The organism is Nitrospirota bacterium, assembly GCA_035873375.1.
GTDB lineage: Bacteria > Nitrospirota > Thermodesulfovibrionia > Thermodesulfovibrionales > JdFR-85 > BMS3Bbin07.
This window is the reverse complement of sequence record JAYWMQ010000041.1, coordinates 43972-61167: the sequence shown is the minus strand read 5'-3', so window position 1 is coordinate 61167 and position 17196 is coordinate 43972. Positions and strand designations below refer to the sequence as shown.

Sequence of the window (17196 nt, the reverse complement as noted above, 5' to 3'; positions counted from 1 at the left end):
GGATTGCGGGGTTAGTAAAGTAGAAGTAAAGTTCGCAAAACGTAACCCGTACCTCGTAATGTTTTTTGGGAGGATACATGAAAGTCAGGGCATCTGTAAAACCAATATGCGCTAAATGTAAAATAATAAAGAGAAAAGGTGTTGTCAGGATAATCTGTGAAAATCCTAAGCACAAGCAGAGACAGGGATAAGGAGGTAAGATGGCAAGGATTGCTGGGGTAGACTTACCCAAGAACGAGAGAGTTGAGATAGGGTTGACAAGGATAATGGGAATTGGGAGGTCACTATCCAGGAAGATACTTGAAGAGACCGGGATAAACCCTGATACGCGAGTCAGAGCCCTCCGCGATGATGAGATAGTAAAGATCCGCTCAGTTATAGACCGAGACTATAAGGTTGAGGGTGAACTCAGGAAAGAGATTTCCATGAATATAAAGCGGTTAATGGACATTGGTTGCTACCGTGGGATCAGACACAGGATGGGATTACCGGTAAGGGGTCAGCGGACAAAGACAAATGCCCGTACAAGAAAGGGACCCAAGAAGACCGTGGTTGGAAAAAAGAAGGGAGGTAAATAATGGCAAAACGTAAAAAGGGCTCCAAGAAGGAAAAGAAAAATATACCCTATGGTGTAGCTCATGTCCAGACAACTTTTAACAATACGATTGTTACCATTACAGATAAAGGCGGTAACGTTGTTTCATGGGCAACTGCCGGCAGTATCGGGTTTAAGGGATCAAGAAAGGGCACTCCTTATGCTGCTCAGATAGCGGCAGAGAATGCAACAAGAAGGGCCATTGACATGGGAATGAGACAGATCGATGTTTATATAAAGGGTCCGGGTGCCGGAAGGGAATCAGCCATCAGGGCGATACAGGCAACAGGACTGGAGATTAATATCATAAAGGATGTTACCCCGGTTCCTCATAATGGGTGCAGACCTCCCAAGAGGAGGAGGGTATAAAATGGCAAGGTATACTGATTCATTATGTCGCTTATGCAGAAGGGAGGGAGACAAGCTCTTTCTTAAGGGAGATCGATGTTTTGCAGACAAGTGTGCTTTTGAGAGGAGAAAATATGTGCCGGGACAGCATGGCACGAGAAGGACCAAGATAAGCGATTACGGACTTCAGTTGAGAGAAAAGCAGAAGGTTAAGAGGATATACGGGGTGCTTGAAAGACAGTTCAGGAACTACTTCCATGAGGCCCAGAGGAAAAGAGGTGTTACGGGAGAGCTGCTGTTGCAGTTTCTTGAACTGAGACTTGATAATATTGTTTACCGTCTTGGTTTTGCATCAAACAGACGGCAGGCAAGGCAGATAGTCAATCACAGGCATATTCTTGTCAACGGCAGGGTCACCGATATCGCTTCATTCAGGGTGAAAGTAGGTGATGTCATTGAAGTAAAGGAGTCACGGCGGGGTATTCCATTGATTGAGGAGAGTCTTTCAAAGGTTGAACACAGGGGATTACCTGAGTGGCTTGAACTGGATGCCGAGAACTTCAGGGGTAAACTGATCAGCATACCGTCGAGAGAAGCGATAGGTCTTGATGTTAAAGAAAACCTGATTGTAGAGTTGTATTCAAAATAAGACCAATATTTAAGATAAATACGATAATTTGAAATCACGAAAATACGAGAGCACGTTTATATTTCCGTATAACGTATCACGTATAATGAAAAGGGAGGCCCAATGAGCTTGAAGATAAGAGGCTTTCAGTTTCCTGAGAAGATAGCCTTCGACGAAGAGACACTTACCAATACATACGGTAAGCTTATAGCAGAACCATTAGAGCGTGGGTATGGAACTACCCTTGGTAATTCACTGCGGAGAGTGCTGCTTTCCTCTATTGAGGGTTCAGCGATTACTCAGGTGAGGATACCGGGAGTATTGCATGAATTTTCCACGATTAAAGGCGTTAAGGAAGACATGGTTGACGTTATACTCAACCTCAAGAAGATCAGATTCAAGCAGTATGGTGACGGTAAGAAGGTTGCAAGGATAGACGTTACAGGGCCGAAGGATGTTACAGGTGCAGATATTCAATGTGAGGCAAATCTTGAAGTTCTCACCACTGATTTACCTGTTGCTACAGTTGACAAGAATGCAGAGTTTCATGCTGAACTCTATGTATCCAAGGGAAAGGGTTATGTCCTTTCAGAGATGAATAAAGAGAAGGAGCAGCCTGTAGATATCATTGCTATCGATAGTGTTTACAGTCCTATACGGAAAGTGAATTTCCGGGTTGAAAAGGCAAGGGTTGGCAGGGCAACGGATTATGACAGGCTCGTGCTTGAGGTCTGGACAGACGGAAGTCTCTCTCCAAAGAATGCCTTAACCAGGGCTTCAAGTGTGCTTATTGACCATCTCGACCTCTTTATTTTTGACGAGTCGGAAGAGACATCTGAGGAAATATCACATGATGCAGGTGATGTGTATGATGTTGGCAGTTCGGACTTTAACAGGAACCTCCTGAGGCCCGTGGATGAGCTTGAACTCTCTGTGCGGTCTTATAATTGTCTTAAGAATGCCAATATAAAGACCATAGCCGACCTGGTGCAGAGGACTGATCTGGAGATGCTGAAGACAAAGAATTTCGGCAGAAAATCACTTAATGAAATCAAGGAAATCCTTAGAACTATGGGACTTAATTTTGGGATGAAGATCGATCCCGACGTTCTGGAAAAGTATCAGACAGAGGGAGGTGCGGTAAAAGATGCGTCACAGAGTTCATAAGAAAAATTTCGGTAGAAATACACTTCAGAGAAAGGCACTCTTCAGAAACCTGATGGTCAGTCTCTTCATGCATGAACGTATAGAGACTACAGTAACCAAGGCCAAGGTAATAAAGTCGCTGGCGGAAAAGGTGGTCACCCTCGGTAAGAAGGGAGACCTCCATTCAAAGAGGATGGCACTGTCATATGTGCCCAACAGGGCTGCGATTGCAAAGTTGTTCAGTGAGATAGCACCGAGGTTCAGTAAAAGAAACGGCGGCTATCTGAGAGTTGTCAAGACAAGAACGAGGCTTAAGGATCAGGCGCCTCTGGCAGTGCTTGAATTTGTAGATTATGAAGAGAGACAAGCCGAACAAAAGACCACAAAAGAAGGCAAGAAGTCATGAGTGATCTGCTTTTAACCCTGGGAATTATTCTTGCTATATGGATTCTGCTTCAGACCGTCCTGCCAAAGACCGGATTGTCTACTTGAGCACCGGACACCAGGGAGACGTGTTCTCCTCCTTCCAGCCCTTCTGAAGAGAGTAAAGAGAAGGTGGAAAAGGAAATATAGGATTCAGAAGTACCTGTTAATCTTGTGGGTTAATAGTGTTTTGTCCTACTTTTTTCTCTTAAGACCATATTTTTTGGAAATTCTCAGCAGGATATTCTCTGAAGATCCAAAAAAAGATTTCTTGTTGTCTTCTGTTTTTATTATTCCCTCAAGTGCCCTTTCATTTGACGGTGAGAGTTCAAGGGCCTTTTTAAAGGAGTTCTGTGCCCTTGCCTTAAAACCAAGCATCAGAAAAACATGACCGAGTTCAGCGACATAATCGGCTTTTTGCGGGTTAAGTTTAACGGCTTCATTAATAGCCTTTGCTGCTTCCTTGAACCTGTTCAGTTTGCTGAGTGTAAGGCCGTGATAGTAGTGATAACTTGCGGTGGAGCTGTCAAAATATACTGCCTGGGCGAACAGGGTTACTGCATCGGAGTAATTTCTCATCATCAGCAACGTCCTTCCCTGATTAAACCTGGCTTTAGCCATTTCAGCCTTTGAAGCAGGTTTTTCCGGTTTGACGGAAAGAGACCCGTCGTATTCCCTTTTCTTTGCCTCGTTGGAAAGGGTTTCGTATGCCTCGGTAGCGAATGAAAAGATTGTGTTTATTTTTTCCTTAATATCGTCTGAGGGCAGGGAAAAATATTTGTCCGGGTGAAACTCTTTTGCTACCCTGTAATATGCCTCCCTTATCTCCTCTTCAGATGCCCCCTCATTTATGCCCAGGATTCCATAATATCCGAGGGTCTTATAGTTGTTGTTCATATTTTCTATCTTTTCCATGATTTCGTTATCTATCTCCAGCTCCTCTGCTGCCGGGACCGGACTTTCTGTTAATTCAATAGCTCCAATATTCAAAAGGGCATATATGGTCTTGAGTGTCTCTATGTCACTGGTTTGAGCGAGTGACGGTATCTCCTTTATTGAGTGCTTGCCGTCTAAATAAGACAGGATCCTCCTGTCGGTGTCACTCATGGAAAGGTGTTGAACGACTTCCTCCAGGTCTTTTGACAGACGCAATTCAATATCCGGCGGGGGGCACTCCTCTTTTAAATACAGGAGGTCATTGACCTTTTTATAACCATGAAATAGAAGATTGGTGGCGTTAATTCTGAGGGGGATCGACTCATTTGCATCAAGTGGACCCTCCTGAAATTCAAAATCGGCATCTGTAACATTAAAGCTGCTCAGGATAATCATTTCGACCTGGTTTTTTAATGCCCAGACGAATTCCTGTGGGGAGAGATAACCAAGTTCAGTCAGGATTATGCTCTGATTTTTTCCTGTTAGCTCTGATATCTCAACGGTTTTTTTATACTGGTCTATGGTAAGCTTGCCTGCTGTTAAGAGGGCTTTTGCAAGGCTCTCTTGTGCCTGGTTAGAGGAAGCAAAGATCAGGTCTCCATTTTTGATATAAATCTTTTTTTGTATTGAGTCGTTGTGGATTTCAAGGGTTCCTGTACTTGTGGTTTTCTGAAGCCCCTTCAGTACATCCGGCAGTCTGAAATCCTTTAACGAACCTCTAAGGTTATCAACTCTCCTGATGCCGACCTGTAAATCAGGGATCACTTTTTTTGCCCATACAACTTCACCAAGAAACTCTATTCCAAGTTCATGACTCTTTATGTTGACCGTGGTACCAGATATGATAGAAGAGGCATCTTTGATGACGGCGCAGATACCGTCTGAATAATCAATAATTCTGCCTTTATATGCTCCTGTGTTGGCCTTAAGTATCAGTTCAGCCTCTTTTTTGTATCTCTTGAAGTTCCTTTTATCCTTATCGTCTTTCAATATTTAATCTCCATTCTCAAGCGGGATAGCCTTTTAAGCAAAAAATTCTTATCAAGGGAGACGTTTTTATAGTGCATGTTTTCAATTTATGTAATTATATTATAAAGAAATGTTATAAGAAAAATACAGGAGCATTGTAAATATATCTTATAATTGATATGAGTTGAGCAGTGAATAGTGGTTAGTATTCCTGTTTGGAGAACTTACCTATACGTCTTAACTTTTTGTATCTCTCTTCAATGAGCTTTTCGATGTTTTTGTTTCTGAGTTCTTCAATCGTTGTAAGGACGGTCTCTTTTATTTTTGCAGCAGCGCTCTTTGGGTCTCTATGGATACCGCCGGGTGGTTCGGGAATAATGTCATCAATAATCCTGAAATTCAAAAGGTCCTGTGCTGTGAGTTTCAGTGCTTCTGCGGCCCTTTCGAACTCCCCTGTGTCAATATCTCCGTTTTTCCTCCACAGTATTGCTGCACACCCTTCCGGTGATATTACCGAGTAAACAGAGTGTTCAAACATATAGAGTCTGTCTGCCACGGAGATTGCAAGGGCTCCGCCGCTGCCACCTTCACCGATGACAATTGAGATTACAGGGATTCGCAGTCTTGACATCTCCATGAGATTTACCGCTATTGCCTCAGCCTGCCCCCGCTCCTCAGCGCCAATTCCCGGGAAAGCCCCTGGGGTGTCTACAAAGGTCAAAAGGGGTTTGTTAAAGCGCTCTGCAAACTTCATAAGTCTGAGTGCCTTTCTGTAACCCTCTGGTTGGGGCTGGCCGAAGTTTCTGTTAATCCTCTCCTTTGTCCCTCTGCCCTTCTGGTGGCCGATAATCACCATGCTTGTTCCTCCAATACTTCCAATGCCGCCGACAATGGCCGGGTCATCCGAGTATCTTCTGTCACCATGGAGTTCCATAAAATCATCAGTAAGCATATTTATGTAATCAAGGGTATAGGGCCTGTCGGGATGTCTTGCGATCTGTGTCTTCTGCCAGGGGGTGAGTCTTGAGAATATGTCATCCCTCATCTCCCCGGCCTTTTGTTCAAGTTTTTCAAGTTCGGCCGTTATATTGAGGTCCTGTCCGTTGCTGAGGCGCTTAAGCTCTTCGATTTTCAGTTCAAGCTCCTGGATGGGTTTTTCAAAGTCAAGATAGTATCGCATCATTTACGGGTTCTCCTGAAGGAGTGGTTATTGTTGGCATGGTGTGTTTCCTTATGCCCGTTCAGCCTGAGGAGTTTTACAGTTCCGATACCTGTAATGCCTTCCAGGGTATCAATAATTTCAACATCGGGTTTTATGTTGTATTCAGTAAGCAGTGTTGTTTCATAATCACCCGAGTTAAGCTTTATATATACAGGACAATTACCGCTGTGTTTATATAACAAATCCTTGATCTCTTTCAGTGTACTCTCCTCCATGATATCTTTATCGAGCCTCATTTCAAGTTTGAACTCCTGGTTCAGAAAGGCATCCTCCGGGGTGGTTATCTCCCTGGTGAGTATTTTTATCCCCTTTTCGCTCTTATCAATCGTTCCCCTGACCAGGATAAGGTTGTTTTTTACTATCAGATCGGAATAGTTTCTGTATATTTCCGGGAAGGCGATGCATTCAACCGTGCCCTCGTCATCCTCAAGCACATACACTGCCATGGGCTCTGATTTCCCCTTGGTAAGGGTTTTTTTAAGTGTATTTATTATACCTGAAACTGCTACCTCAGTGGTATCACCGAGCTCTTCGAGCCTTGATGTCTTTAAAATGCCCATGAGTTTAAGAAGCTTTTTATATTTATTTATGGGGTGTCCTGTTATATAGAAACCAAGGGCTTCCTTTTCGGCGTTCAGGAGCTCTTCATCACTCCACGGCTGCACTTCTTCTGCGTCGTCACTGCCGAAGAAACTCTGCTGACCGAAGAGGGAGAGGTTGTTTTTGCCGTCCATCAATCTGATTGTCCTCTTCATGGCCATGGCCCGTACCATATTGATTTCTGATTTTTTGGAGTCCCCATTCTGTGGCTCGGAATCCACAACGGGTATCAGGCTGTCCAGTGCGCCTGCCTTTACAAGACTCTCCATTACCTTGCGGTTAACCTTTCTCGTGGCGATCCGTTTTATTAAATCCTCGATTGACTCAAATTGTCCGTCCTCTCTTGCCATCAGTATCTGCTCTACAGCGGCCTCACCTACACCCTTAACGGCATCGAGACCAAACCTTATTGAGTTTTCCACCACAGTGAACCGGCTTTCGCTCAGGTTTATGTCAGGCGGAAGAATCTCTACTCCCATAGTCCTGCACTCATTAATAAGCCGCACGATCTTGTCGGTCGAGTCCTCTTGCGAGAGGTTGGCGGCCATGAACTCAACAGGAAAGTGGGCCTTAAGGTAGGCGGTCTGATATGAGAGATAGGCATAGGCGGCAGAATGAGACTTGTTAAATCCATACTCTGCAAAGAAGGCCATGAGGTCAAAAACCTTCCGTGCCTTTGCCTCTATAATACCGTTTGCCATGGCCCCCCTGACAAACTCCTCAAGGAGTTTGTCCATCTTTTCCCTGTCCTTTTTTCCCATAGCCTTTCTCAGTACATCCGCCTGGCCCATGCTGAAGCCTGCCAGCTTGTTGGCGATCCGCATAACCTGTTCCTGATAGAGTATTACTCCATAAGTCTCGTCAAGGACTTCCTTCAGTTGAGGGAGCTCATATTCAGTCATTGTCAGTCCCTTTTTTCTACTGATGAAGTCATCTATCATTCCACTGCCTATAGGGCCGGGACGATAGAGGGCTACAAGTGCAATCAGGTCTTCAAACCTGTTGGGCTGCATCTTTACCAGTATCTCCTTCATTCCCGAGCTTTCAAGCTGGAACACCCCGGTGGTATGTCCGTCGGAGAGGAGCTTGTAAGTCTTCAGGTCATCAAAGGGGATTGATTTGATATCGAGCGCCTTATCAGTGCCCTGCAGGTATTTCAGTGTTTCTTCTATCACTGTAAGGGTTTTCAGTCCAAGGAAGTCGAACTTCAGTAACCCAATGGCCTCAATGGATTTCATGTCAAACTGAGTAGTGACGGTCTCATCTGAAGGGGATTTATACAGGGGAGTGTAGTCAGTCAGCGGGGTAGGGGATATGACCACACCGGCGGCATGGGTAGAGGCATGTCTTGAAAGACCCTCCAGCCTTTTGGCAATGTCTATCAGCTCCTTTATCTCGGGCTTGGTCTTGTATACATCCCTGAGCTTTGGCTCTGCTGCCATTGCACTGTCAATAGTAACGCCTGGGCCGCCAGAGATGAGCTTTGCAATCCTGTCCACCTCTGCATAGGGGATATCAAGTGCCCTGCCGACATCCCTGATAGCCGCCCTTGCAGCCATGGATCCAAAGGTTATTATCTGGGCAACGTGTTCAGAGCCGTATTTTTCAGCTACATAGTTTATGACCTCGGGTCTGCGGTCCTTACAGAAATCCACATCAATGTCAGGCATGCTGATGCGGTCGGGGTTTAAAAAACGTTCAAAGAGCAGGTTGTATTTAATCGGATCAATCTCGGTAATGTCCAGACAATAGGCCACGAGACTGCCTGCTGCAGAGCCCCTGCCCGGGCCAACGGGTATTCCCCTGTTACGGGCAAAGTTTATAAAGTCCCAGACAATAAGAAAATAGGATGCAAAACCCATCTTCTCGATCGTCTTCAGCTCATAATCCAGTCTTTTAAGATAGACCTCCTCAGGTTCTGAGCCAATCTTTCTCTGCAGGCCTTCCACTGAAAGCCTTTTGAGGTAATCCTCAGGTGTATCCCCGCTTTCAACCTCAAACCTCGGCAGGAGAAACCGGTCAAGCTGAAATTCAAGATTGCACCGTTCCGCTATCTTCCGTGTATTCAGTACGGCCTCAGGTGTTTCACTGAATGATGCTTTCATCTCCTCAGGGCTTTTGAAATAGAGCTGGTCGGTTTCAAACCTGAGCCTTTCACGGGCATTAATGGTCTTTCCTGTCTGTATGCACAGGAGGATGTCGTGGGCCTTTGAGTCCTCTTTTTTGAGATAGTGACAGTCGTTGGTGGCTACCAGGCCTATATGGAGTTCTTTTGAGAGTTCCTGGAGTTTTTTGTTTATTTCATACTGGACCTCAATTCCGTTGTCCTGTATCTCCAGATAGAAGTTTTCAGGGCCAAGGATGTTTTTGTACCGAAGTGCAACCTCCCTTGCCTCATCAATCATGCCCTGGGAGAGATAATACGGTATCTCGCCGTGCAGGCAGGAACTGAGTGCAATGAGACCTCCGCTGTACTGTGAGAGCAGGTCTGCGTCAATCCTTGGTTTGTAGTAAAAACCCTCAAGATACGCCTTGCTCACGAGCGTGACGAGGTTTCTGTAACCGTCCATGTTCCTTGCAAGGAGTATGAGGTGAAAGGCATTTTCTCCGGAGGACGAGGATTTTTTGTTTAGTCTGCCGTCAGGGGCAACATAGACCTCGCAGCCGATTATGGGCTTGATCCCGGCCTTTATGGCAGCGCTGTAGAACTTAACAGCCCCAAAGATATTGCCATGATCCGTTATGGCTACTGCGGGCATCCTGTATGCAGTAGCCGTCTCGATCAGTTCCTTTATCTTTATTGCTCCGTCCAGGAGGCTGTACTCTGTGTGTACATGGAGTGGTACATAATCTGCATGTTGCATGGATTAATATTAACCATACAGAGGATTCCAAGTCAATCAGAGACCCTGTTTCAGACCGTGATATCACTACCGGCCTTGCTCTTCAGTGCTCTGTTGAGGCCTTGTCGCGTCTTCGCATCAGGCATGCCCAGGAGCGGGGTGCCTCAGGAAGTTTAGAGTCAAAAGATGTGGTCTTCAGGGAGATGATCTCAAACCATGATTCCACTGCCGATACAATATCAAGGGCAGACCGTGTTGGTGGTCCGGATTCCCGTTTGGGTCCGTCGCTGCTGGCAATGAGGCTGAACCAGTAACCTCCGGGATTCAGGTGTCTCCATACGATTTCAGCCAAACGTGATCTTTCTTCCGGGAGATCAAAAGTATGAAAACAGCCACGATCAAATACGAAACCAAAAGGACCTGAAGGTATTTCGTCTCTGAGAATATCTGCAACAATGAATTCAATCTCTACACCGGCTGCTGCGGCCTTTTTGCGGGCTATCCCGATTGCAGTCGGCGACATGTCCAATGCAGTTACTCTAAAACCCTGCTGTGCCAGCCAGATAGCATCACTGCCGGTTCCTGCACCAAGTTCCAGGGCAGGGCAGGGGGCTATTTGCTCTTCTCTTATAACAAGCTCAAGGTTTTTGTCATGTCTTCCGGTATCCCATGGCAGGTCTCCTTTCCTGTACCGCTCATCAAAGTCAGTTCTCATTCTGTTCATTAACTATACCTTTTGAGGCTCTTGCAAAAGTCTTCTATTTGTCACCCTGAACTTGTTTCAGGGTCTCTTAACTTATTGTTTTTATTAGATTCTGAAACAAGTTCAGAATGACATTTTGCTATGTTTTCAGACTTTTGCAAGAGGCTCTTTTGATTGTATTTTGAAACTCTCCGTGAGGAATGTTTAGTGCTGAGACCTGTTTCCATTACTCTTTCTGATAACTTCAAGGGTATTATTAAGTCTGAGTGTCAACTCCTCAGCCTTCTCCTGGAGTTCTTCGTTCAGGTGACTGACCTTATCAGGGTGACATTTGGAGATTTTCTCTTTGTATGCCTTTTTTATCTCCACCCATGAAGCATCAGGTGAGACCCCCAGGGTCCTGTATGCTTCCTCCAGGCTTAGGAGCCTGGTATCCTGCTGACGGGATTGACTGCCGGCATTATCTCGGTTATTGCTGTGTGAATAGGTCCCCTGTTTTTGCCGGGCCGTCTTCCTGTAAGATAAGTAATATAACAACCCAATGGCGATAAGATCGTCAAAGAAGCCCGGGAAAAGGTCCAGAGGGCTGATAATATAGATAATCAGGACTATTAACCATATATAATACGAGGCATTGCCCATAGTATTTTCGTTTCTCCCCTGTGTTTATATAAATAAAATTCCTGTCAGGACAATATCTATTATAAAACATATCGTTCAAACTGTACACGTACAGAGCACAGGAAGGCAATTCGACCTGTTGCTAATAAAGGCGTAATCGCTTATGATATGTTTATGGTCGGATTAGGGAAACCTGATAGGGAGATATAAAAACATATGGTCCATTCCTTGAATATCGTTGCTATTCGTAATACACCTGAGAATAAAAATAACGCTGCAGCAATTCTTGGTGAGATTATTGGTACAACACTGTACGAGGCAGGCTCCCGTTTACGTGTTGCCGGAAAGTTTCCTGTTATTGTTGCCGTGTATGCAGAACCTGCATCTGCAGATGAAACAGCAGCCAAACTCAGGTCTGCAGGCTTTGAAACGGTTGTTTTGGACCCGGAGGAGATTGAGTCTGATACGAGCCGTTTTATCGTACGAAGCTTTTTCCTTGATGATATGCAACTGCGTGTTGAATCGAGAGAGGGTGAGAGTCTTGTTGTTGATTACAGCCGAATAGGGATCATATTGCGTGGCACCTGCATAGAGCAGTTCACCAGGACCACGATTGAAAAGGAGAAGAAATTAAGTCTGGGCCGTGCCGTAATTTCCGGCGGGCTTGTAATGAGCAAGTCTACGGAAAAGCATCACGTGGATACTTTGGAAAACCGCGAAGGTTTTCTTAATTTATATGCCGGAATGAAACACATAATCGCATTTCGGGAAAATTCCCTGGTCTATTCATCCCTTGGTTCCATGCTGAAGCCCACCCGATCAGCAAACTTTGCATTTATTACTGCTGAGCTGAAGCGCCGGTGTCCTGATGCGTCCTATAGTGACTCTCTTTTGAACAGGTCAGCACAGGCTCAGATATTAGGGCCTTTATTCAACCCTGTTGAGTATCTGGATATTGCAATATCACTCATGGCAAAGTCTCTTCGCCGGAAACAGTAAAACAGAAACATGAAAGTAAAACTGTAAACCCTGTCTGTCCTTTCATAAGGGCACGGAAAACGTGAATACCGTTCCTTCTTCCTCGGATGTTGTAAAACTCACCTGTCCGCCAAGGATTTGTTCCCCGAATAATTTCATGGAATATGTGCCGATTCCCCTTCCTGCACCCTCTTTGGTGGTAAAATTGCGTTGAAATACCCTTTGAGCGATATCCTGTGGAATCAGTTGCCTGTTCCATACGTAAAAGGAGAGAAGATTGTCGTTGTGGTCCAGCCATACTTTTACCGTACCGTTCTCCCCAGCGGACTCAAGGGCATTCGTGAGCATGTTATAAAGGACACGCAACAATAATGACATATCTGTATTGATTGACAGGGCAGGGTAAGATGTTGGAAATTGCAGGTTTTTGTTGCGGGCTACCGGGTGGTTGACGAAAAATGATTGAAGTTCTTCCAGTATCTGTCCTGTTGAGGTTTCGTGTATCAGGGGATGATATGTATAGGTTTCGCTTTGTGAAAGGCTTCTTTGTATCTCCACTTCTTTTTTCAGACGTAACGATGACTGGTGAATGATTTTGATCAGATTCTCCTTGTTATCTTCAAGTGAAAGCATTTCACTTGCCCCAACAAGTCCTGTCAGCATGTTGTTGACATCATGAAAAAACGTTCTTTCCAGTGCTGCCCTTTGCTGCTGGATGCTGATATCCTGCAGGAAGAGTAAAAGGAATCTTGTTCCGGAGATATTTATCGGGTGAGATCTAACCAGCAGTGCAATATCAACTGTCCGGCCCCCTCTGTTTGCCGTTAGCGCGCAGATTCTTTCAACAGGCTTGTCCTGGCTAAGGCTGGAGACTATTGCTATTGCGGCCCCGCAGGTTGAACAGAATTTGGTGGTGCCGCATCCGGCAGGTTCGTCCTGGGCATGAATACACTGCAGCGCTTCCCCTGTCCGCAATCCCAGGGCTTCAGCCGGATCCTTAATGCCAAGCATTTTCAGAAATGAATCGTTCAGGGTAATAATCTGCCGGTGTTCATCCAGGATGGCGAGTAATCCGCTGATTGAATGGAGCAACCCGGACATTACAGGGTTTCTGTTTACTGTCTCAATTTCCTCAATAAGCTCTTTTTCATTGGCCCGTTCTGCAGGGGCGAAGTAGGTGTCCATCTTTTTCATAGCTCAGCAACAATTACCCCTGACCTGATTTGTCATAACATCTGTCCTCACCGTCAGCTAATCCTCACACACCTCACCATAGCATAGAAAAGACTAAAAATCAACAGGGAAAAAACGACAATTGACTTTCTCACCTCCTTGTATTACAATATGTAATACAAGGAGGTGAGATTACTATGTTAACTGTCAGATTACCAAAAGAAATGGAAGATGAAATAGACAGAATAGCTGCTTTAGAAAAGGCCACAAAATCCCAGATAATAAAAGAAGCTTTAAAAGCATATATAAAAACAAGGAAAATGGAAAAGACCCCATATGAACTTGGAGTGGATTTATTCGGAAAGTATGAATTTAAAGATACAGAACTTTCACAGAATTATAAAAAGAAATTAAAGGATAAATTAATTGAAAAAGGTTCTCATTGATGCTGGCCCAATAATCGCATTGTTTAACAGAAAAGACAAATATCACAATAGAGTAACAGAATACCTAAAAAGATATGCAGGGAAATTAATTACTACATGGCCTGTTATAACGGAAGCAAGTCATATGCTGGATTTTAACGTAAATGCACAAATTGCATTTTTGGAATGGATAAATAGAGGTGGAGTTGAAGTATTTGAAATATCGGTTAACAAAATAAAAAGAATAATAGAAATTACTAATAAGTATAAGGATATACCAATGGACCTTGCTGATGCCAGTTTAATTATAGTTTCAGAAGAAGCTGGAATAAAGGAAATACTAACAATAGATAACGATTATTATATTTACAGAACCATAAAAAAAGAAATGATAAAAAATGTTTTGGATTATTGAATCATCAATAAAGACTGTCACCCTGAACTTGATTCAGGGTCTCTCATGATATGTCGAATCCTGGAGATTTCCCGGTATTTAACCGCAGAGAGTAATGCTTTTTCAGGGATGTGCACAATAAGCACATCCCCATTATGGTTATCGAATAAAAATACCCAACCAGACAGTGCACCAGACCGGAAGGGTTGGCGGTCCTGGTTGAGAGGCATGAGTCCCTTCCATCTGGTGACCAGCACGTTATCTGTAAAGGGAAGGAATTTGGGGTCGAAACATTTGACATAAGAAGTAAAAACAGGGGATGCGGGTTTCGTTATGTTGAATGTTGAGACCCCTATAAATTGCATTCAAGGCAAGTGCATTTACTGTCTTCGGTCTGCCCCTGTATCCACTATTATAGTGTATAATGGAGAGATAGTTATACAACAAGCGGATTCGGCAGATACCGCTTGAGTACCGCCTGAGAAATACGAATATAAGGTAACAGTTTAACAAAAGGCGAGTAACCTGGGGAATTTTAAAGAGAAAAAGAGTGTTTTTTATAAAATCTCTCAGGCGGGCGTTGCAAACACTGGTTCTTTGACAACTTTAAGGCTGTTTTTGGTACAATTTTAAGGGAAATGGAAAGAGAAAATTTAGACAGGCGGGAATTGCTCTGTAGAGGCTTATGTATCAAGGGTTTACAGAGGGAGGGTTCAAAAGAGCCGCTGTTAAGAGGCAACTGAAACTATCCATTTCTCTCTTGTTTGGCGTGGAAGTTATTTCATGTGTTCAAAAGAGCCGCTGTTAAGAGGCAACTGAAACTTAGTTTCAAACTCCTCTTCGGAAACAACCCGAGAGTTCAAAAGAGCCGCTGTTAAGAGGCAACTGAAACTTCTCCGAAAACCTTCCACTCTGTGGACGAACCCTGTCGTTCAAAAGAGCCGCTGTTAAGAGGCAACTGAAACCATTTTTTGAGTAATATCCACCATAACAGGAGAAAGTTCAAAAGAGCCGCTGTTAAGAGGCAACTGAAACCCGGTGGCGGTATCTGAGGACAAGTTCCCCAGCATCGCGTTCAAAAGAGCCGCTGTTAAGAGGCAACTGAAACTCTGCTCCTGAGCTATCTTGGGGGCGTTCTGCTCAAGATATGTTCAAAAGAGCCGCTGTTAAGAGGCAACTGAAACGGGATCTTGTCTTCCGCGCTGAGTGACCAGACTGCGTTCAAAAGAGCCGCTGTTAAGAGGCAACTGAAACGTCTTCATCCTCTTGATTGTTCATCTTTGACTCATTTTTGTTCAAAAGAGCCGCTGTTAAGAGGCAACTGAAACATCCGATCCTCCTCCCCGAAAAATGAAAAATTGCATTGTTCAAAAGAGTCGTAAGTAAGGGCGACTTAAAACCTTGCATCGGTCCAGTTACAGGTTGAATATGCGGAAAAGCATTTTGACTGTTGTCAGATTTATTCCTGCCTGTCAGAAGTCAATGTTTCCGGGCAATCCAGCCAGATATGTACGCCCTGAAATTACACTTCCCGGGTGCAGGTAAAGGGTTTACCAGCTATAGACGGTATATTTTTTGTTGACAGAAATGGTAGCATTTTGCTATATGCTGAAAGTTGCACTTCAAAGCAGGAGGGTAAAAGTGGGGCTTGAAATTAAAAAAGATAGAAGCTATACCCTGGGATGTTGTGTTTGACGAATTCAATATTGTTCAGCCCGAATGATCTTCTGGCCAGGTTCAGGTGACTGAGGAAAAGAGGAGAAGATGAGGAAGGAAAGGTTTGACAGGATTTGTAAGGACTACGGGATACTTGCGGCCTATATTTTCGGCTCCAGGGCTGAGGAGGGTGCTGCCTTTCTCGAAGGCAAGGAATACGAAAAGACGGAGGATCCTCTTGCTGATATAGACATGGGCGTTGTGTTCCTTGAAAGACCGTTGAGTCCAAAAGAGAGGATAAGGACCTACGGAAGGCTCTATTCAGAACTGAACGAAATACTCTCGCCTTTTACGCTGGATCTTATCTTCCTGCAGGAGACCGGCGTTATTCTTCAGTTTGAGGCGATCAGCGGTTTGGTGGTCTACAGTTGTGACGAAGACCGGAGGCTTGAATATGAAGAGATGGTAATAAAGCTCTATCAGGACTGGAAGCCTGATTACGACCGGTACACAAAAGAAGTGCTGGAGGCTATAAGCGGATGAAGTTGAATATGGAGATGCTGACAGGGAGAATCGACGCCATAAGAGTTGCGCTTTCACGTTTAAGAGAACTGAGTGAACTGTCAAGGGAAGAGTTTCTTGAAGACTATAAAAACCCTGCCTCTGCTGAGACGTTTATCCGGCATTGTCTTGAGGCAATATTTGATATCGGAAGACATGTTCTTGCTAAAACAGGCAAGGTCAGGTTGACACATGAATACAAAAACATAGCAAAGGGACTTGGAGAAAGCGGGATTATATCAAAACCACTCATGTATAAACTCATGGAGATGGCAGGTTATCGTAACAGGATTGTCCACTTTTATCATGAAATCACGGATGAAGAATTATATGAAATACTTCAGAACGACCTGAAAGATATAGAGCATTTTATTCTGGAAATTGGAAGGTTTATAAAGGATTATAAGGTAAAAGAAAATACGATGAGGAATTGAGAAACGAGACTTTCAAAGTCAAACTTAGAGTTCTTTAGCAACCTAAAAAAATTAAGCTCAGAAAAGAGTTCGGTCCGTTTTTTTTATAAAATCTCTCAAGCGGGCGTTGCAAACACCGGCTCTTTGACAACTTCAAGGCTGTTTGTGGTGCAATTTTGAGGAAAATGGAGAGAGAAAATTTAGACAGGCGGGAATTGCCCTGTAGAGGCTTATGTATCAAGGGTTTACAGAGGGAGGGTTCAAAAGAGCCGTTGTTAAGAGGCAACTGAAACATTCCTCCCCTTACTACCTGAAAACCCATAATATACCGTTCAAAAGAGCCGTAAGTAAGAGGCGACTTAAAACCTTGAATCGGTCCAGTTACAGGGTGAATATGCGGGAAAGCATTTTGCCTGTTGTCAGCTTTATTCCTGCCTGCCAGAAGTCAATATTTCCGGGTAATCCAGCCAGATATGTACGCCCTGAAATGACACTTCCGGGGCGCATGTAAAGGGTTTGCCAGCTATGGACGGTATATTTTCATTTGACATGATTCGGATAC

General features: G+C 44.3%; 17 protein-coding genes and 1 CRISPR repeat array. Of the genes, 11 read left to right on the top strand and 6 right to left on the bottom strand.

Annotation, left to right across the window (positions count from 1 at the left end; genetic code table 11):
• The first annotated feature begins 77 nt into the window (after positions 1-77).
• The 6 genes from rpmJ to rplQ all read left to right on the top strand — a co-directional run bounded on the left by rpmJ (position 78) and on the right by rplQ (position 3123).
• Positions 78-191 (top strand): 50S ribosomal protein L36, encoded by a 114-nt coding sequence (gene rpmJ, locus VST71_08780; protein ID MEC4685808.1) that lies wholly within the window; start codon positions 78-80, stop codon positions 189-191.
• Between the two features lie 9 nt (positions 192-200).
• Positions 201-578 carry a 30S ribosomal protein S13 gene (rpsM, locus tag VST71_08775; GenBank protein MEC4685807.1) on the top strand — a complete coding sequence of 126 codons (378 nt, stop codon included), beginning with the start codon at positions 201-203 and terminating at the stop codon, positions 576-578.
• On the top strand, positions 578-964 hold the full coding sequence (rpsK, locus tag VST71_08770; protein ID MEC4685806.1) for a 30S ribosomal protein S11: 387 nt from the start codon (positions 578-580) through the stop codon (positions 962-964). Before rpsM ends, rpsK begins: the two co-directional genes overlap by 1 nt.
• Before the next feature lies 1 nt (position 965).
• Positions 966-1592, top strand: coding sequence for a 30S ribosomal protein S4 (rpsD, locus tag VST71_08765; protein MEC4685805.1), 627 nt, complete (start codon positions 966-968; stop codon positions 1590-1592).
• A gap of 102 nt (positions 1593-1694) precedes the next feature.
• Positions 1695-2738, top strand: coding sequence for a DNA-directed RNA polymerase subunit alpha (locus VST71_08760; GenBank protein ID MEC4685804.1), 1044 nt, complete (start codon positions 1695-1697; stop codon positions 2736-2738).
• On the top strand, positions 2719-3123 hold the full coding sequence (gene rplQ / locus VST71_08755; GenBank protein ID MEC4685803.1) for a 50S ribosomal protein L17: 405 nt from the start codon (positions 2719-2721) through the stop codon (positions 3121-3123). The genes VST71_08760 and rplQ overlap by 20 nt, the downstream gene beginning before the upstream one ends.
• 212 nt (positions 3124-3335) lie before the next feature.
• Here the strand turns inward: rplQ and VST71_08750 are convergent, their stop codons facing one another.
• The 5 genes from VST71_08750 to VST71_08730 form a co-directional block, all read right to left on the bottom strand.
• Complete coding sequence (locus VST71_08750) at positions 3336-5066, bottom strand: DUF4388 domain-containing protein (GenBank protein ID MEC4685802.1); 1731 nt, start codon at positions 5064-5066, stop codon at positions 3336-3338.
• A gap of 181 nt (positions 5067-5247) precedes the next feature.
• Entirely contained in the window at positions 5248-6225 is a 978-nt protein-coding gene (locus VST71_08745) for an acetyl-CoA carboxylase carboxyltransferase subunit alpha (protein ID MEC4685801.1), read from the bottom strand.
• Positions 6225-9731, bottom strand: coding sequence for a DNA polymerase III subunit alpha (locus VST71_08740; protein MEC4685800.1), 3507 nt, complete (start codon positions 9729-9731; stop codon positions 6225-6227). The genes VST71_08745 and VST71_08740 overlap by 1 nt, the downstream gene beginning before the upstream one ends.
• 82 nt (positions 9732-9813) lie before the next feature.
• Complete coding sequence (locus VST71_08735; GenBank protein MEC4685799.1) at positions 9814-10434, bottom strand: class I SAM-dependent methyltransferase; 621 nt, start codon at positions 10432-10434, stop codon at positions 9814-9816.
• A 183-nt stretch (positions 10435-10617) separates the two neighbouring features.
• Positions 10618-11055, bottom strand: coding sequence for a DnaJ domain-containing protein (locus VST71_08730; protein ID MEC4685798.1), 438 nt, complete (start codon positions 11053-11055; stop codon positions 10618-10620).
• 195 nt (positions 11056-11250) lie between these two features.
• Here VST71_08730 and VST71_08725 point away from each other — a divergent pair, with 195 nt between their 5' ends.
• Positions 11251-12033: a hypothetical protein gene (locus tag VST71_08725; GenBank protein ID MEC4685797.1), complete on the top strand. Its 783-nt coding sequence runs from the start codon at positions 11251-11253 to the stop codon at positions 12031-12033.
• 42 nt (positions 12034-12075) lie between these two features.
• Here the strand turns inward: VST71_08725 and VST71_08720 are convergent, their stop codons facing one another.
• The gene (locus VST71_08720) at positions 12076-13206 is read right to left on the bottom strand and encodes a PAS domain-containing sensor histidine kinase (GenBank protein ID MEC4685796.1); all 1131 of its coding nucleotides are present in this window, start codon (positions 13204-13206) and stop codon (positions 12076-12078) included.
• A 176-nt stretch (positions 13207-13382) separates the two neighbouring features.
• Here VST71_08720 and VST71_08715 point away from each other — a divergent pair, with 176 nt between their 5' ends.
• The 4 genes from VST71_08715 to VST71_08700 all read left to right on the top strand — a co-directional run bounded on the left by VST71_08715 (position 13383) and on the right by VST71_08700 (position 16655).
• Positions 13383-13631, top strand: a complete 249-nt coding sequence (locus VST71_08715) for a ribbon-helix-helix domain-containing protein (protein ID MEC4685795.1) — start codon at positions 13383-13385, stop codon at positions 13629-13631.
• A complete protein-coding gene (locus VST71_08710) occupies positions 13612-14025 on the top strand; it encodes a pilus assembly protein (protein ID MEC4685794.1) in 414 nt (137 codons plus the stop codon). The genes VST71_08715 and VST71_08710 overlap by 20 nt, the downstream gene beginning before the upstream one ends.
• Before the next feature lie 690 nt (positions 14026-14715).
• A CRISPR array of direct repeats spans positions 14716-15404; the repeat unit is 35 nt; unit sequence GTTCAAAAGAGCCGCTGTTAAGAGGCAACTGAAAC.
• Positions 15405-15768: 364 nt separating this feature from the next.
• Positions 15769-16203 carry a nucleotidyltransferase domain-containing protein gene (locus VST71_08705; GenBank protein MEC4685793.1) on the top strand — a complete coding sequence of 145 codons (435 nt, stop codon included), beginning with the start codon at positions 15769-15771 and terminating at the stop codon, positions 16201-16203.
• Entirely contained in the window at positions 16200-16655 is a 456-nt protein-coding gene (locus tag VST71_08700; GenBank protein ID MEC4685792.1) for a DUF86 domain-containing protein, read from the top strand. Before VST71_08705 ends, VST71_08700 begins: the two co-directional genes overlap by 4 nt.
• Positions 16656-17196 lie beyond the last annotated feature (541 nt).

Coding starts and splice junctions, on each gene's coding strand:
- rpmJ (MEC4685808.1), top strand. CDS start 78: ATGAAAGTCAGGGCATCTGTAAAACCAATATGCGCTAAATGTAAAATA.
- rpsM (MEC4685807.1), top strand. CDS start 201: ATGGCAAGGATTGCTGGGGTAGACTTACCCAAGAACGAGAGAGTTGAG.
- rpsK (MEC4685806.1), top strand. CDS start 578: ATGGCAAAACGTAAAAAGGGCTCCAAGAAGGAAAAGAAAAATATACCC.
- rpsD (MEC4685805.1), top strand. CDS start 966: ATGGCAAGGTATACTGATTCATTATGTCGCTTATGCAGAAGGGAGGGA.
- VST71_08760 (MEC4685804.1), top strand. CDS start 1,695: ATGAGCTTGAAGATAAGAGGCTTTCAGTTTCCTGAGAAGATAGCCTTC.
- rplQ (MEC4685803.1), top strand. CDS start 2,719: ATGCGTCACAGAGTTCATAAGAAAAATTTCGGTAGAAATACACTTCAG.
- VST71_08745 (MEC4685801.1), bottom strand. CDS start 6,225: ATGCGATACTATCTTGACTTTGAAAAACCCATCCAGGAGCTTGAACTG.
- VST71_08740 (MEC4685800.1), bottom strand. CDS start 9,731: ATGCAACATGCAGATTATGTACCACTCCATGTACACACAGAGTACAGC.
- VST71_08735 (MEC4685799.1), bottom strand. CDS start 10,434: ATGAACAGAATGAGAACTGACTTTGATGAGCGGTACAGGAAAGGAGAC.
- VST71_08730 (MEC4685798.1), bottom strand. CDS start 11,055: ATGGGCAATGCCTCGTATTATATATGGTTAATAGTCCTGATTATCTAT.
- VST71_08725 (MEC4685797.1), top strand. CDS start 11,251: ATGGTCCATTCCTTGAATATCGTTGCTATTCGTAATACACCTGAGAAT.
- VST71_08720 (MEC4685796.1), bottom strand. CDS start 13,206: ATGAAAAAGATGGACACCTACTTCGCCCCTGCAGAACGGGCCAATGAA.
- VST71_08715 (MEC4685795.1), top strand. CDS start 13,383: ATGTTAACTGTCAGATTACCAAAAGAAATGGAAGATGAAATAGACAGA.
- VST71_08705 (MEC4685793.1), top strand. CDS start 15,769: ATGAGGAAGGAAAGGTTTGACAGGATTTGTAAGGACTACGGGATACTT.
- VST71_08700 (MEC4685792.1), top strand. CDS start 16,200: ATGAAGTTGAATATGGAGATGCTGACAGGGAGAATCGACGCCATAAGA.